The sequence below is a fragment of the Chelatococcus asaccharovorans genome, assembly GCF_003201475.1.
Taxonomy (GTDB): Bacteria; Pseudomonadota; Alphaproteobacteria; order Rhizobiales; family Beijerinckiaceae; genus Chelatococcus; species Chelatococcus asaccharovorans.
In genome coordinates, this window is the sequence record NZ_QJJK01000006.1 from 412,457 (window position 1) to 425,638 (window position 13,182).

The window sequence follows — 13,182 nt, forward strand, 5'->3', positions numbered from 1 at the left end:
GGCCACCGCAGGAAACGGGTGCCTCGCCGCCACTGGCTTTAGATAGGGCTTCGCCTACGCTTCTGCAGGTGCTGCAGCGCTCAGAATTTTCACTGAGCCGCCCACCTTCTCGATCGCGGCGATCGCCGACTTCGACGCGCCCGCGACCTCGAACGTGAGCTTGGACGTAAGCTCACCCTGGCCGAGGATCTTGACCCCGTCGCGCGCCTTGGAAACGACGCCCGCCGCAATCAGCACCTCGAGGGTGACAGCGCTTGCCGCATCGAGCTTGCCCGCGTCGACCGCAGCCTGAACCCGGCCAACGTTAACCTCGTTGAGGTCACGCCGGAAGGGGTTCCAGAAGCCGCGCTTCGGGAGCCGCCGATGGATGGGCATCTGTCCACCCTCGAAGCCCTTGATCGCTACGCCCGAACGGGACTTCTGACCCTTGACGCCACGGCCGCCGGTCTTGCCCTTGCCCGAACCGATACCACGACCGACACGCATGCGGTCCTTGGTCGCGCCCGGATTATCGCGAATGTCCGTGAGTTTCATCGACATTCTCCTCACCGTGCTGCCGGCGTGTCGTCAACGACGCGCACGAGGTGACGAACCTTATCGATCATTCCGCGGACAGCCGGAGTGTCCTCGAGAACCGAACGACGGTGAAGCTTATTGAGACCAAGGCCGATCAGCGTCTGACGCTGGGCAGCCACGCGGCGGATCGGGCTACCGATCTGCTCGACCGTGACGGTCTTCTTCCCGGAGGATTGAGCCATGTTCAAGCCTCCTTACGCTTCAGCGACAGCCGCGTCGCTCATATCGGCATCGCGGCGGCGGGACTGCAGGGTGGACACCTTCAGGCCGCGGCGAGCCGCGACTGAACGCGGGCTATCTTCGTGCTTGAGCGCGTCGATCGTCGCCCGGACCAGGTTGTACGGGTTCGACGAACCGAGCGACTTCGCGACAACGTCGTGCATGCCGAGGGTCTCGAAAACGGCGCGCATCGGGCCGCCGGCAATGATGCCGGTACCGGCCGGTGCCGCGCGCAGGATGACCTTGCCGGCGCCCCAGCGCCCGGCGACGTCATGATGCAGCGTACGACCTTCCTTCAGCGGAATACGCACGAGCGCGCGCTTGGCGGCCTCGGTCGCCTTGCGGATCGCCTCCGGCACCTCGCGGGCCTTGCCATGGCCGAAGCCGACGCGGCCCTTCTGATCGCCGACCACCACGAGGGCCGCGAAGCCGAAGCGGCGACCACCCTTGACGACCTTGGCGACGCGGTTGATATGCACCAACCGATCGACAAATTCGCTATCGCGCTCCTCACGGTCGCGCTGCTGCTGACGCTCTCTCGCCATACCTTTGTCTCCACTTTCGCAGGGCGGCGGCCCCGCTCGCTTCGAACCACACCAAATCCGCCGCTTTTTTAGGGGGCAATCGCGCTAGCGACACGCGATTCCCATAACGCAAGTCCACCGCGTAACCGGTTGCCTGCTTTCGCACAACCCCCGGTGACGCGGCGGACTTGAATAAGTCGAATTAAAAGTTCAAGCCACCTTCACGCGCGGCCTCGGCCAAAGCCTTGACACGCCCGTGGTAGATGAAGGCGCCGCGATCGAACACGACGTCCTTGACGCCGGCCGCAACCGCACGCTCGGCAATGAGCTTGCCGATCGCGGCAGCGGCCTCGATGTTGGCACCGCTCTTGAGTTCTTCGCGAACGGTTTTCTCAAGCGACGAAGCCGCAGCAAGCGTGCGGCCAGCCGTGTCATCGATCACCTGGGCATAGATCTGCTTCGAGGTGCGATGCACCGACAAACGCGGCCGTCCGTTCGCAGCAGCGCGTAGAGCGCGGCGAACACGCGCCTTGCGACGCTCAGTGGTTCCGAGTTTCTCCGCCATGGTCGGCCCCTTACTTCTTCTTGCCTTCCTTGCGGAAGATGAATTCGTTGGCGTATTTCACGCCCTTGCCCTTGTAGGGCTCGGGACCGCGGAATTCGCGGATCTCGGCAGCGGCCTGGCCAACCTTCTGCTTGTCGATGCCGGCGACGACGATTTCCGTCGGCTTGGGCGTCGTGATGGTCAGCCCGGCCGGGATCTCGAAATCGATGTCATGGCTGTAGCCAAGCGACAACTTGAGAACCTTGCCGGCAACGGCTGCCTTGTAACCGACGCCGGTGATCTCGAGCTTCTTCTCGAAGCCCTGCGACACACCGATGATGAGGTTCTCAACCTGGCTGCGCGACATGCCCCACAGCGCGCGAGCGCGCTTGGTCTCGTCACGCGGGTCGACCTTGACCTCGCCGTTGTCGAGCTTCACCGACACGTCATCCGGCACGACGAAGAACAGCTCGCCCTTCGCGCCCTTAACCTTGACAGTTTGCCCGTCGAGCGTCGCAGTGACACCGGCCGGGACAGGAACTGGCTTCTTACCAATACGAGACATGATGGTCTTTCCCGTGGTTTGTGAGTGCCGCTCGATCAGAAGACCTTGCAGAGCACTTCGCCGCCCACGTTATTCTCCCGGGCCTGATGGTCGGCCATCACACCGCGCGGCGTTGAGAGAATGGTGATGCCGAGACCATCCGCAACGCGCGGCATGCTATCGACAGAGGCGTACACGCGCCGGCCCGGCTTCGACACGCGCTGAATCGAGCGGATCACCGGCGTGCCGTCGAAATACTTCAGCTCGATCTCGAACTCCGTACGGCCGTTGCCATACTCGGTCGTCGAATAGCCGCGAATGTAGCCTTCCTGCTGGAGCACGTCGAGGACGCGCGCCCGCAGCTTGGAACCCGGCGTTCCCACCTTGCCGCGCCGCCGCATCTGGGCGTTGCGGATACGGGTGAGCATATCGCCTAGCGGATCATTGATCGCCATCGCAGATCCTCCTTACCAGCTCGACTTGACCAAGCCGGGGACAAGCCCCTGCGAGCCCAGCTCACGAAGCGCGATACGCGACATCTTGAGCTTGCGATAGAACGCGCGCGGCCGACCGGTGACCTCGCAACGGTTGCGAACACGCGTCGGATTGGAGTTGCGCGGCAGCTCGGCCAGCTTGAGGCGGGCCTCGAACTGCTCCTCCGGCGAACGCGACTGGTCGTTCGCCACGGCCTTCAGACGCGCACGCTTGCCGGCGTACTGCTTCACAAGCCGCTCACGCCGCTTGTTCTTCTCGATTGAACTCTTCTTAGCCATTATGTTCTCCGGTGTCCGCGTATGAGAGCAATCTCACTGCCGGAACGGGAAGTTGAAGTGCTTCAGAAGCGCGCGCGCTTCCTCGTCGGTCTTCGCCGAGGTGCAGACGATGACGTCCATACCCCAGATCGCTTCGACGCGATCGTAGTTGATCTCGGGGAACACGATGTGCTCCTTGATCCCGAGAGCATAATTACCGCGCCCGTCGAACGACTTCGGGTTGAGGCCGCGGAAGTCACGGACGCGAGGCAATGCGATCGTGATGAGACGATCCATGAACTCGTACATCCGCTCCTTGCGGAGCGTGACCTTCGCGCCGATCGGCATGTTCTCGCGAACCTTGAAGGTCGCGATCGCCTTGCGGGCCTTCGTCACGACGGGCTTCTGTCCGGCAATCAGCGCCAGGTCAGCAGCCGCGACGGCAGCCTTCTTGGAATCGTTGACGGCCTCGCCGACGCCCATGTTCAGAACGATCTTCTCGATCGACGGAACCTGCATACGGTTCTTGTAGCCGAATTCCTCGACGAGCTTGTCGCGCACGACCTCGTCGTAATGCTTCCTGAGGCGCGGCACATAGCCGACGCCGAGATCCTGATGAGCCTCAGCCATCGATCAGTTCTCCCGAACGCTTGGCGACACGCACCTTGCGCCCGTCGTCCATAAGTTTGAACCCAACACGCGTCGGCTTGCCGTCTTTCGGATCCGCCACTGCGATATTCGACAGGTGCAGAGGGGCTTCCTTGGAAATGATGCCGCCTTCCGCATTGGCCGTCTGGCGCTGGTGACGCTTCACCAGGTTGACGCCACGGACCAGGGCCCGCTCTTCCTTCGGCAGAACCTGCACGACCTCGCCCGACTTGCCCTTGTCGCGACCGGTGAGAACGACGACCTTGTCGCCCTTCTTGATCTTCGCGGCCATCACAACACCTCCGGCGCGAGCGAGATGATCTTCATGTGGTTCTTGGCGCGCAGCTCGCGGGGCACCGGCCCGAAAATACGCGTTCCAACCGGCTCCTTCTGATTGTTGATCAGCACGGCAGCGTTGCGATCAAAACGAATCACGGAACCATCGGCGCGACGGATATCCTTGGCGGTGCGTACGACGACCGCCTTCATCACATCGCCCTTCTTCACACGGCCGCGCGGAATAGCCTCCTTGACGGACACGACAATGATGTCGCCCACGCCGGCATATTTGCGCTTCGAGCCACCCAAGACCTTGATACACATGACGCGACGGGCGCCGGAATTATCGGCAACGTCAAGATTCGTCTGCATCTGGATCATGGCAACGATCCTTTCTCTGTCTCAGACCGGTTTCCGACAACTGACGCTGCCGGACTACGACTGACGGGGATCTTCCGGTCCCCTCGCCTCTCGATAATTCACTCAGGCTGCGGTGGAGCTATCCAGCGCGACCCAGGTCTTCAACTTCGATATCGGACGAGTCTCCTCGATCCAAACCGTATCGCCGACCTTGAACTTATTGCCCTCGTCGTGGGCATGGTAGTTCTTCGAGCGACGCACCGTCTTCTTGAGAAGCGGATGCGTAAAGCGACGCTCGACCTTCACGACGATCGTCTTGTCCTGCTTGTCGCTGACGACGACGCCCTGCAATACACGTTTCGGCACGGCGGCCTCCTCAAACCTTGGGCGCTTCAGCGAGCTTCTGCTGCTGAAGAGTCTTGACGCGAGCGATGTCGCGACGCACCACCCTCACGCGGTCCGTGCTCTCAAGCTGGCCCGTGGCACGCTGAAAGCGCAGGTTGAACTGCTCCTTCTTCAGCTTCAGAAGCTCGTCCTGGAGCTGATCGGCCGACATCGCGGTGAGGTCGGAAAAACGCTGTTTCGTTTTCATCGTCTAACTCTCACTCCGCAATGCGCTGAATGAAGCGCGTCCGGATCGGGAGCTTCGCGGCACCGAGACGCAGCGCTTCACGCGCTATGTCTTCCGGCACGCCGTCGAGCTCGAACATGATACGGCCGGGGTGCACACGCGCCGCCCAATATTCAGGCGAGCCCTTGCCCTTACCCATACGCACTTCGGTCGGCTTGTCGGTGACGGGAACATCCGGGAAGATCCGGATCCACACACGCCCCTGACGCTTCATCTGGCGGGTGATCGCCCGACGCGCTGCCTCGATCTGCCGTGCCGTCACGCGCTCAGGCTCGAGAGCCTTGAGACCGAACTGGCCGAAATCGAGATTCGTGCCGCCCTTTGCCGTGCCGTGAATCCGGCCCTTGAACTGCTTACGAAACTTGGTCTTCTTGGGCTGCAGCATGATCTGCCTCCTAAAGCGGCGTTACGCCGCAGCCTCTCTACGGCCATGGCTGCGCTGACCGCCGCTTTCCTCGGCCATCCGCTTGTCCTGGGCCATCGGATCATGCTCAAGGATTTCGCCCTTGAAGATCCACACCTTGATTCCACACGTCCCATAGGTCGTGAAGGCCGTCGCCGTACCGTAATCCACGTCCGCGCGCAAGGTGTGAAGTGGCACACGCCCTTCACGATACCATTCCATACGCGCGATCTCGGCACCGCCGAGGCGGCCGGAACAGTTGATACGAATGCCTTCCGCGCCGAGGCGCATCGCAGACTGCACGGCGCGCTTCATGGCGCGACGGAACGCCACACGGCGCTCGAGCTGCTGGGCGATCGATTCCGCGACGAGCTTCGCATCGATCTCCGGCTTGCGGACCTCGATGATGTTGATCGCCACATCGGCGTCGGTCATCTTCGCCACGATCTTGCGCAGCTTGTCGATGTCCGCACCCTTCTTGCCGATCACCACACCGGGACGCGCCGAGTAGATGGTGACGCGGCACTTCTTGTGCGGACGCTCGATGACGATCTTCGAGACCGCCGCCTGCTTCAGCTGCTTCAGGAGGGCCCGGCGGATCGCCATGTCCTCATGCAGCAGCTTGCCATATTCGATCTTGCCCGCGAACCAGCGCGAATCCCATGTGCGGTTGATGCCGAGCCGCAGACCGATCGGATTGACCTTCTGACCCATCGTGCTCTCCTCAGGCTCCGCGGCCGGTTTCTTCAGCCACTTCGCGAACCACGATGGTCAGGTTCGAAAACGGCTTCTCAATGCGCACGCCGCGGCCGCGGGCACGAGCGTGGAAACGCTTCATGACCAGACCCTTGCCGACGAACGCCTCGGCAACGACGAGATCGTCGACATCGAGATCGTGGTTGTTCTCAGCATTGGCGATTGCGCTCTCGAGCGTCTTGCGGACGTCAAGAGAAATGCGCTTGCGGCTGAACTCGAGGTCAGCGAGAGCGGTCGAAACCTTCTTGCCGCGGATCAGGGCCGCAACAAGATTGAGCTTCTGCGGGCTGACGCGCAGGTTGCGCAGAACAGCCTTCGCCTCGTTGTCCTTCAGCGCGCGAGGATTTGCGGGCTTGCCCATGCCTATCTCCTCTTCGCCTTCTTGTCCGCGGCATGGCCATGGAAGGTCCGGGTCGGTGCGAATTCACCGAACTTGTGACCGACCATCTCCTCGCTGACGAAGACGGGAATGTGCTTCTGGCCGTTGTGGACGCCGAAGGTCAGGCCCACGAACTGCGGCAGGATGGTGGAGCGACGGCTCCAGATCTTGATAACTTCCGAGCGCGTCGCAGAACGCGCCGCCTCGGCCTTCTTGAGGAGGTAGCCGTCGAAGAACGGGCCCTTCCAGATCGAACGTGCCATCGCCCGCCCCTTATCTCTTCTTCCGCTGGTGACGCGACGTCACGATGAAGCTGTCAGTCCGCTTGTTCGCGCGGGTCTTCTTGCCCTTGGTCGGCTTGCCCCATGGGGTCACCGGATGGCGACCGCCCGAGGTACGACCCTCACCACCACCATGCGGGTGGTCGATCGGGTTCATCGTCACACCACGGTTGTGGGGACGCCGTCCGAGCCAGCGCGAGCGACCGGCCTTGCCGACCGATGTATTCATGTGGTCCGGGTTCGAGACGGCACCGACCGTCGCGAAGCACTGGCCATGAACGAGACGCTGCTCGCCCGAATTGAGACGAACGATCACGTAGCCCTGGTCGCGACCGACGATCTGGGCATAGGTGCCGGCGGAACGGGCGAGCGCGCCGCCCTTGCCGATCTTCAGCTCGACGTTATGCACGATCGTGCCGACCGGCATGTTCGCCAACGGCATCGCATTGCCCGGCTTGATGTCGGCCTGGTTGCCCGCGACCACCGTGTCGCCGACGGCCAGACGCTGCGGCGCCAGGATATAGGCCAGACCGCCATCCTCGTATTTGACGAGGGCGATAAAGGCCGTGCGGTTCGGATCATATTCGATCCGGTCCACGATCCCCGCCTGCTCCAGGCGCTCACGACGCTTGAAGTCAACGATGCGATACGTGCGCTTGTGCCCACCACCGCGGAAGCGGACGGTCACCCGTCCGGTATTGTTACGGCCGCCTGCGGACGACTTGCCCTCAGTCAGCGCCTTGACCGGCTTGCCCTTGTAGAGCTCCGAGCGATCGACGATCACCAGCTGGCGCTGGCTCGGAGTAACCGGTTTGAAGGATTTCAAAGCCATGGGATCAGTCCTTCACCCGCCTCAAAGGCCCGTCGTCACGTCGACGCTGTGACCCTCGGCGAGGGTGACAACCGCCTTCTTCACGTCCGAACGCTGGCCGAGGGTGTTGCGGAACCGCTTCACCTTGCCCTTGGTGACCAGCGTATTGACGCTGAGCACCTTGACGTCGAACAACTTCTCGACTGCCGCCTTGATCTGCGGCTTCGTCGCCTTGCCCGCGACCTTGAACACCACCTTGTTGTGCTCCGACGCCGTCGTCGCCTTCTCGGTGATGACCGGCCCGACGATCACATCATAGTGTCGCGGATCGAGTGCGATGGGAGTCTTGCTCATTTGAAGCGCGCCTCCAACGCGTCGATAGCGGCCTTCGTCAGAACGAGTTTGTCGCGCCGCAGGATGTCATAGACGTTGATGCCCTGCACCGGCAGCACATCAATGTTCGGAATGTTGCGGGCCGCGAGCCGGAAATTCGTCTCGAGCTCAGCACCGTCGATCACCAGCGCACTCACGAAGCCGAGCTTGCCGAAGGTCTCCTTGAGAGCCTTCGTCTTGGGCGCGGCGACGCTCGCCTTGTCGAGAACGACGATGGCGCCGTCCTTGGCCTTGGCGGACAGGGCGTGGCGCAGCGCCAGGGCACGCACCTTCTTCGGCAGATCATGCGCATGGTCACGCACGACCGGGCCGAAGGCCTTGCCACCGCCGCGGAACTGCGGCGCGCGCGCCGCGCCGTGGCGGGCGTTGCCCGTGCCCTTCTGGCGGTAGAGCTTCTTGCCCGTGCGGGCAATCTCGGCACGGCCGAGCGACTTGTGCGTACCCGCCTGACGCTTGGCGAGCTGCCAGCGCACATAGCGGTGAATAAGGTCGACGCGCGGCTCCAGACCGAAGATCGTCTCATCGAGATCGATCGTGCCGGCAGCCGAACCGTCGAGCGTGGTCACATCGAGTTTCATCACGCGTTCTCCTGTCCCTCGGCTTGCGCCGGAACAGCCGCGGACTTCGGCTCGCGGAACGCACCCGGAAGCGGCGCTTCCTTCGGCAACTTACGCTTCACCGCGTCACGTACCAATATCCAGCCACCAGACACACCCGGCACAGCACCCTCAACCAGGATGAGCCCGCGTTCCACGTCCGTCTGCACGATGCGCAGGTTCTGCGTGGTCACACGCTCGACACCGAGGTGCCCAGGCATCTTCTTGTTCTTGAACGTCTTGCCGGGATCCTGACGACCACCGGTCGAACCGATCGAGCGATGCGACACCGACACGCCGTGGCTCGCCCGAAGACCGCCGAAGTTCCAGCGCTTCATGCCGCCGGCGAAGCCCTTACCGGTGCTCGTGCCCGTCACATCGACGAACTGCCCGACCACGAAGTGATCCGCCGTGATCTCCGCACCCACCGGAATGAGGTGCTGGGGGTCGACGCGAAATTCCGCGAGCTTCTTCTTCGGCTCGACGGTCGCGACCGCGAACCGACCGCGCTCCGCCTTCGAGACGTTCTTGACCTTGGCCTTGCCGATGCCAATCTGCAGTGCGGTATAGCCATTCGTATCAACGGTCCGGTGCGCAACAACCTGGCAGCTGTCGAGCTTCAGAACCGTAACAGGGACGTGCTCACCCGCGTCCGTGAAGACGCGTGTCATCCCAACTTTTTGTGCGATCACGCCTGAGCGCATGAGCGGATCCTCTAAGGCGTTCCAGAAACCAACCAACCCGGGAGGGAAGGTCAGAGCTTAATTTCGACTTCAACGCCAGAGGCAAGGTCGAGCTTCATAAGAGCATCGACTGTCTGCGGCGTCGGCTCAACGATGTCGAGAACGCGCTTATGGGTACGCATCTCGAACTGCTCGCGCGACTTCTTGTCGATGTGCGGCGAACGGTTCACCGTGAATTTCTCAATACGCGTCGGCAAAGGAATCGGCCCCCGCACCTGCGCCCCCGTCCGCTTCGCGGTCGACACGATTTCACGCGCCGAAGCGTCGAGAGCATCGTGATCGAACGCCTGGAGGCGGATACGGATATTCTGGTTAGTCATGACAACGCCCTCGGGCCAAAATTCCGGCGACGCGACCGCACACGCCTTGTGATGGCGCGTGCGGCTGACGCGTCTTCTGCCTTACTCGATGATGGAGGCGACGACGCCGGCGCCAACCGTGCGGCCACCTTCGCGGATCGCGAAGCGCAGCTTCTCTTCCATGGCGATCGGAACGATCAGCGTCACTTCCATCGCCACGTTGTCGCCGGGCATCACCATCTCGGTGCCCTCGGGCAACGTCACAACGCCCGTCACGTCCGTCGTCCGGAAGTAGAACTGCGGACGGTAGTTCGTGAAGAACGGCGTGTGCCGCCCGCCCTCTTCCTTCGTCAGGATGTAGGCTTCGGCCTTGAACTTCGTGTGCGGCTTCACCGAACCCGGCTTGCACAGAACCTGACCGCGCTCGACGTCCTCGCGCTTCGTGCCGCGCAAGAGCGCCCCGATGTTGTCGCCCGCCTGACCCTGGTCAAGGAGCTTGCGGAACATCTCGACGCCCGTCACCGTCGTCTTCACCGTCGGCTTCAGGCCGACGATCTCGATTTCCTCGCCGACCTTCACGATCCCGCGCTCGACGCGGCCCGTCACCACCGTGCCGCGACCCGAGATCGAGAACACGTCCTCGACCGGCATCAGGAACGGCAGGTCAACCGGACGCTCCGGCTGCGGGATATACGCATCGACCTGCGTCATCAGTTCGAGAACCGCGTCATGGCCGATCACCGGATCGCGGTCTTCCAGCGCGCACAGCGCCGAACCACGCACCACCGGAATGTCGTCGCCGGGGAACTCGTATTTCGACAGAAGCTCGCGCACCTCGAGCTCGACCAGGTCGAGAAGCTCGGCGTCGTCGACCATGTCGACCTTGTTCAGGAACACCACAAGCGCCGGAACGCCCACCTGGCGCGCCAGAAGGATGTGCTCGCGCGTCTGCGGCATCGGGCCGTCGGCCGCCGACACAACCAGGATCGCCCCGTCCATCTGCGCCGCACCCGTGATCATGTTCTTCACATAGTCGGCGTGGCCGGGGCAGTCCACATGCGCGTAGTGACGGTTCTTCGTCTCGTACTCGACATGCGACGTCGAGATCGTGATCCCGCGCGCCTTCTCTTCAGGCGCCTTGTCGATCTGGTCATACGCCGTGAACGCAGCGCCGCCGGACTCGGCAAGAACCTTCGTGATCGCCGCCGTCAACGACGTCTTGCCGTGGTCAACGTGACCAATCGTCCCGATGTTGCAGTGCGGCTTCGTCCGCTCAAACTTCTCTTTGGCCATCGTAGGGCTCCTGATAGGAACTCGACGTTTTGCGTCGTTGGTTGCGGATCACAGCTCAGGCGTACTTCGCCTGAACCTCGGCGGCGACCGCCTGCGGCACCTGCTCGTAGTGGTCGAACTGCATGGTGTAGGTCGCACGGCCCTGGCTCATCGAGCGCAGGGTATTCACGTAGCCAAACATATTCGCGAGCGGAACCATGGCGTTCACCACCACGGCATTGCCGCGCATATCCTGGCCCTGAATCTGTCCGCGGCGCGAATTCAAATCGCCGATGACGGATCCGGTATAGTCTTCGGGTGTTACCACCTCGACCTTCATGATGGGCTCGAGCAGAACCGAGCCACCCTTCTGAAGGCCTTCGCGCAGAGCTGCACGCGACGCGATTTCGAAGGCGAGCGCCGAGGAATCCACCTCGTGGAACGCGCCGTCGATCAACTGAACCTTGACGTCCACAACCGGGAAGCCGGCGAGGATGCCCGCGCCGAGAACGCTGTTGAGGCCCTTTTCGACGCCGGGAATGTATTCCTTCGGAACCGCACCGCCGACGATCTTGGATTCGAACTCGAAACCCTTGCCCGGCTCATTCGGCTCGATGATGAACTTCACCCGCGCGAACTGGCCGGTACCACCGGTCTGCTTCTTGTGGGTGTAGTCGATCTCGGTCTTCTTCGTGATCTTCTCACGATAAGCGACCTGCGGCGCGCCGATATTGGCGTCGACCTTATAGGTGCGCTTCAGGATATCGACCTTGATGTCGAGATGAAGCTCGCCCATTCCCTTGAGAATGGTCTGGCCCGACTCCTGATCGGTGGACACGCGGAAGGACGGATCCTCTGCCGCGAGCTTCGACAGGGCGATGCCGAGCTTCTCCTGGTCGGCCTTCGACTTCGGCTCGATCGCGATCTCGATGACGGGTTCGGGGAACTCCATCTTCTCGAGAATGACCGGCTTCAGGTTGTCACAGAGCGTGTCGCCCGTGCGGACTTCCTTGAGGCCAGCGAGCGCGACGATATCGCCGGCGTAGGCTTCCTTGATGTCTTCGCGGTTGTTCGCATGCATCAGAAGCATGCGGCCAACGCGTTCCTTCTTGTCGCGGGTCGAGTTGAGGATCGACGTGCCTGATTCCACATGACCGGAATAGACGCGGCAGAAGGTGATCGTCCCGACGAAGGGATCGTCCATGATCTTGAAGGCGAGCATGGAGAAGGGCTCGTCGTCAGACGGATTGCGAACGGTCGGCTCTTCGGTATTGAAGTCGAGACCGGAAATCGCGCCACGATCGACCGGCGAAGGAAGGTAATCGACCACCGCGTCGAGAAGCGGCTGCACGCCCTTGTTCTTAAAGGCCGAGCCACAAAGCACCGGGTGGAACGCACGCTTCTGAACGGCGAGACGGACGAGCCTGCGCAGCGTCTCCGCGTCGGGCTCGGTGCCTTCCAGATAGGCGCCCATGGCGTCGTCGTCGAGTTCGACGGCGGCCTCGACGAGCTTCGTGCGATACTCAGCCGCGAGCTCGGCGAGCTCCGCGGGAATCTCGACCTGGTCGAACCGTGCGCCAAGGGACTCATCTTCCCACACGATGCCTTTCATCGCGATGAGATCGACGACGCCCTTGAAGTTGGACTCCGAGCCGATCGGGATCTGCAGGCAAACCGGCTTGCCGGCCACGCGGTCGATGATGTCCTTGACGCATTTGAAGAAGTCGGCGCCGATCTTGTCCATCTTGTTGACGAACACGATGCGCGGCACGTCATACTTGTCGGCCTGGCGCCAGACGGTCTCGGTCTGCGGCTCGACGCCCTGGTTTCCGTCAAGAACGCAAACCGCGCCATCAAGGACGCGCAGGGAACGCTCGACCTCGATGGTGAAATCGACGTGGCCGGGGGTGTCGATGATGTTCAGGCGCTTCTCGCGCCAGATGCAGGTGGTCGCGGCGGAGGTGATCGTGATGCCACGCTCCTGCTCCTGCTCCATCCAGTCCATGGTGGCAGCGCCCTCATGGACTTCACCGATCTTGTGGCTCTTGCCCGTATAATAAAGGATGCGCTCCGTCGTCGTCGTCTTGCCCGCATCGATGTGGGCCATGATGCCGAAGTTACGGTAGTCGCCAATGGCATGAGTGCGCGGCATTGCAGATATTCCTCGACGGC

23 protein-coding genes are annotated in these 13,182 nt (G+C 62.4%); all 23 read right to left on the reverse strand.

Annotated features, from left to right (window positions below; genetic code table 11):
• Window positions 1–54: 54 nt before the first annotated feature.
• The 23 genes from rplO to fusA all read right to left on the reverse strand — a co-directional run bounded on the left by rplO (window position 55) and on the right by fusA (window position 13,162).
• A complete protein-coding gene (gene rplO / locus C7450_RS16330) occupies window positions 55–534 on the reverse strand; it encodes a 50S ribosomal protein L15 (protein ID WP_110375496.1) in 480 nt (159 codons plus the stop codon).
• 11 nt (window positions 535–545) lie between these two features.
• Window positions 546–758, reverse strand: a complete 213-nt coding sequence (gene rpmD / locus C7450_RS16335; RefSeq protein WP_110375497.1) for a 50S ribosomal protein L30 — start codon at window positions 756–758, stop codon at window positions 546–548.
• A gap of 12 nt (window positions 759–770) precedes the next feature.
• Window positions 771–1,340, reverse strand: coding sequence for a 30S ribosomal protein S5 (gene rpsE / locus C7450_RS16340; RefSeq protein ID WP_110375498.1), 570 nt, complete (start codon window positions 1,338–1,340; stop codon window positions 771–773).
• 181 nt (window positions 1,341–1,521) lie between these two features.
• Window positions 1,522–1,884: a 50S ribosomal protein L18 gene (gene rplR, locus C7450_RS16345; RefSeq protein WP_110375499.1), complete on the reverse strand. Its 363-nt coding sequence runs from the start codon at window positions 1,882–1,884 to the stop codon at window positions 1,522–1,524.
• Window positions 1,885–1,894: 10 nt separating this feature from the next.
• Entirely contained in the window at window positions 1,895–2,428 is a 534-nt protein-coding gene (gene rplF / locus C7450_RS16350; RefSeq protein WP_110375500.1) for a 50S ribosomal protein L6, read from the reverse strand.
• 35 nt (window positions 2,429–2,463) lie between these two features.
• Window positions 2,464–2,862, reverse strand: a complete 399-nt coding sequence (rpsH, locus tag C7450_RS16355; RefSeq protein WP_110375501.1) for a 30S ribosomal protein S8 — start codon at window positions 2,860–2,862, stop codon at window positions 2,464–2,466.
• Between the two features lie 12 nt (window positions 2,863–2,874).
• Window positions 2,875–3,180 (reverse strand): 30S ribosomal protein S14, encoded by a 306-nt coding sequence (gene rpsN, locus C7450_RS16360; RefSeq protein ID WP_110375502.1) that lies wholly within the window; start codon window positions 3,178–3,180, stop codon window positions 2,875–2,877.
• A 33-nt stretch (window positions 3,181–3,213) separates the two neighbouring features.
• Entirely contained in the window at window positions 3,214–3,789 is a 576-nt protein-coding gene (gene rplE / locus C7450_RS16365) for a 50S ribosomal protein L5 (RefSeq protein WP_110375503.1), read from the reverse strand.
• Window positions 3,782–4,099, reverse strand: a complete 318-nt coding sequence (gene rplX / locus C7450_RS16370) for a 50S ribosomal protein L24 (protein WP_110375504.1) — start codon at window positions 4,097–4,099, stop codon at window positions 3,782–3,784. Before rplX ends, rplE begins: the two co-directional genes overlap by 8 nt.
• Complete coding sequence (rplN, locus tag C7450_RS16375) at window positions 4,099–4,467, reverse strand: 50S ribosomal protein L14 (RefSeq protein ID WP_019403813.1); 369 nt, start codon at window positions 4,465–4,467, stop codon at window positions 4,099–4,101. The genes rplX and rplN overlap by 1 nt, the downstream gene beginning before the upstream one ends.
• A gap of 102 nt (window positions 4,468–4,569) precedes the next feature.
• On the reverse strand, window positions 4,570–4,812 hold the full coding sequence (gene rpsQ / locus C7450_RS16380) for a 30S ribosomal protein S17 (RefSeq protein ID WP_110375505.1): 243 nt from the start codon (window positions 4,810–4,812) through the stop codon (window positions 4,570–4,572).
• A gap of 10 nt (window positions 4,813–4,822) precedes the next feature.
• Window positions 4,823–5,038 (reverse strand): 50S ribosomal protein L29, encoded by a 216-nt coding sequence (gene rpmC, locus C7450_RS16385; protein WP_110375506.1) that lies wholly within the window; start codon window positions 5,036–5,038, stop codon window positions 4,823–4,825.
• 10 nt (window positions 5,039–5,048) lie between these two features.
• Window positions 5,049–5,462: a 50S ribosomal protein L16 gene (rplP, locus tag C7450_RS16390; protein ID WP_110375507.1), complete on the reverse strand. Its 414-nt coding sequence runs from the start codon at window positions 5,460–5,462 to the stop codon at window positions 5,049–5,051.
• A 21-nt stretch (window positions 5,463–5,483) separates the two neighbouring features.
• Entirely contained in the window at window positions 5,484–6,194 is a 711-nt protein-coding gene (rpsC, locus tag C7450_RS16395; protein ID WP_110375508.1) for a 30S ribosomal protein S3, read from the reverse strand.
• Window positions 6,195–6,204: 10 nt separating this feature from the next.
• Complete coding sequence (rplV, locus tag C7450_RS16400; RefSeq protein WP_110375509.1) at window positions 6,205–6,597, reverse strand: 50S ribosomal protein L22; 393 nt, start codon at window positions 6,595–6,597, stop codon at window positions 6,205–6,207.
• 2 nt (window positions 6,598–6,599) lie between these two features.
• Complete coding sequence (rpsS, locus tag C7450_RS16405) at window positions 6,600–6,878, reverse strand: 30S ribosomal protein S19 (protein WP_110375510.1); 279 nt, start codon at window positions 6,876–6,878, stop codon at window positions 6,600–6,602.
• Between the two features lie 10 nt (window positions 6,879–6,888).
• Window positions 6,889–7,728, reverse strand: a complete 840-nt coding sequence (rplB, locus tag C7450_RS16410) for a 50S ribosomal protein L2 (RefSeq protein ID WP_110375511.1) — start codon at window positions 7,726–7,728, stop codon at window positions 6,889–6,891.
• A gap of 21 nt (window positions 7,729–7,749) precedes the next feature.
• On the reverse strand, window positions 7,750–8,061 hold the full coding sequence (locus C7450_RS16415) for a 50S ribosomal protein L23 (RefSeq protein WP_110375512.1): 312 nt from the start codon (window positions 8,059–8,061) through the stop codon (window positions 7,750–7,752).
• Window positions 8,058–8,678: a 50S ribosomal protein L4 gene (gene rplD / locus C7450_RS16420; RefSeq protein WP_110375513.1), complete on the reverse strand. Its 621-nt coding sequence runs from the start codon at window positions 8,676–8,678 to the stop codon at window positions 8,058–8,060. The genes C7450_RS16415 and rplD overlap by 4 nt, the downstream gene beginning before the upstream one ends.
• Window positions 8,678–9,400 (reverse strand): 50S ribosomal protein L3, encoded by a 723-nt coding sequence (rplC, locus tag C7450_RS16425; protein WP_110375514.1) that lies wholly within the window; start codon window positions 9,398–9,400, stop codon window positions 8,678–8,680. The genes rplD and rplC overlap by 1 nt, the downstream gene beginning before the upstream one ends.
• Window positions 9,401–9,450: 50 nt before the next feature.
• Entirely contained in the window at window positions 9,451–9,759 is a 309-nt protein-coding gene (gene rpsJ / locus C7450_RS16430) for a 30S ribosomal protein S10 (RefSeq protein ID WP_110375515.1), read from the reverse strand.
• 81 nt (window positions 9,760–9,840) lie between these two features.
• Complete coding sequence (gene tuf, locus C7450_RS16435; protein WP_110375516.1) at window positions 9,841–11,031, reverse strand: elongation factor Tu; 1,191 nt, start codon at window positions 11,029–11,031, stop codon at window positions 9,841–9,843.
• 55 nt (window positions 11,032–11,086) lie between these two features.
• Window positions 11,087–13,162, reverse strand: coding sequence for an elongation factor G (gene fusA / locus C7450_RS16440; protein ID WP_110375517.1), 2,076 nt, complete (start codon window positions 13,160–13,162; stop codon window positions 11,087–11,089).
• Window positions 13,163–13,182: the final 20 nt, after the last annotated feature.

Excerpts from the sequence above, each read along its gene's own strand:
- rplO (WP_110375496.1), bottom strand. The coding sequence starts at position 534 with ATGAAACTCACGGACATTCGCGATAATCCGGGCGCGACCAAGGACCGC.
- rpmD (WP_110375497.1), bottom strand. The coding sequence starts at position 758 with ATGGCTCAATCCTCCGGGAAGAAGACCGTCACGGTCGAGCAGATCGGT.
- rpsE (WP_110375498.1), bottom strand. The coding sequence starts at position 1,340 with ATGGCGAGAGAGCGTCAGCAGCAGCGCGACCGTGAGGAGCGCGATAGC.
- rplR (WP_110375499.1), bottom strand. The coding sequence starts at position 1,884 with ATGGCGGAGAAACTCGGAACCACTGAGCGTCGCAAGGCGCGTGTTCGC.
- rplF (WP_110375500.1), bottom strand. The coding sequence starts at position 2,428 with ATGTCTCGTATTGGTAAGAAGCCAGTTCCTGTCCCGGCCGGTGTCACT.
- rpsH (WP_110375501.1), bottom strand. The coding sequence starts at position 2,862 with ATGGCGATCAATGATCCGCTAGGCGATATGCTCACCCGTATCCGCAAC.
- rpsN (WP_110375502.1), bottom strand. The coding sequence starts at position 3,180 with ATGGCTAAGAAGAGTTCAATCGAGAAGAACAAGCGGCGTGAGCGGCTT.
- rplE (WP_110375503.1), bottom strand. The coding sequence starts at position 3,789 with ATGGCTGAGGCTCATCAGGATCTCGGCGTCGGCTATGTGCCGCGCCTC.
- rplX (WP_110375504.1), bottom strand. The coding sequence starts at position 4,099 with ATGGCCGCGAAGATCAAGAAGGGCGACAAGGTCGTCGTTCTCACCGGT.
- rplN (WP_019403813.1), bottom strand. The coding sequence starts at position 4,467 with ATGATCCAGATGCAGACGAATCTTGACGTTGCCGATAATTCCGGCGCC.
- rpmC (WP_110375506.1), bottom strand. The coding sequence starts at position 5,038 with ATGAAAACGAAACAGCGTTTTTCCGACCTCACCGCGATGTCGGCCGAT.
- rplP (WP_110375507.1), bottom strand. The coding sequence starts at position 5,462 with ATGCTGCAGCCCAAGAAGACCAAGTTTCGTAAGCAGTTCAAGGGCCGG.
- rpsC (WP_110375508.1), bottom strand. The coding sequence starts at position 6,194 with ATGGGTCAGAAGGTCAATCCGATCGGTCTGCGGCTCGGCATCAACCGC.
- rplV (WP_110375509.1), bottom strand. The coding sequence starts at position 6,597 with ATGGGCAAGCCCGCAAATCCTCGCGCGCTGAAGGACAACGAGGCGAAG.
- rpsS (WP_110375510.1), bottom strand. The coding sequence starts at position 6,878 with ATGGCACGTTCGATCTGGAAGGGCCCGTTCTTCGACGGCTACCTCCTC.
- rplB (WP_110375511.1), bottom strand. The coding sequence starts at position 7,728 with ATGGCTTTGAAATCCTTCAAACCGGTTACTCCGAGCCAGCGCCAGCTG.
- C7450_RS16415 (WP_110375512.1), bottom strand. The coding sequence starts at position 8,061 with ATGAGCAAGACTCCCATCGCACTCGATCCGCGACACTATGATGTGATC.
- rplD (WP_110375513.1), bottom strand. The coding sequence starts at position 8,678 with ATGAAACTCGATGTGACCACGCTCGACGGTTCGGCTGCCGGCACGATC.
- rplC (WP_110375514.1), bottom strand. The coding sequence starts at position 9,400 with ATGCGCTCAGGCGTGATCGCACAAAAAGTTGGGATGACACGCGTCTTC.
- rpsJ (WP_110375515.1), bottom strand. The coding sequence starts at position 9,759 with ATGACTAACCAGAATATCCGTATCCGCCTCCAGGCGTTCGATCACGAT.
- tuf (WP_110375516.1), bottom strand. The coding sequence starts at position 11,031 with ATGGCCAAAGAGAAGTTTGAGCGGACGAAGCCGCACTGCAACATCGGG.
- fusA (WP_110375517.1), bottom strand. The coding sequence starts at position 13,162 with ATGCCGCGCACTCATGCCATTGGCGACTACCGTAACTTCGGCATCATG.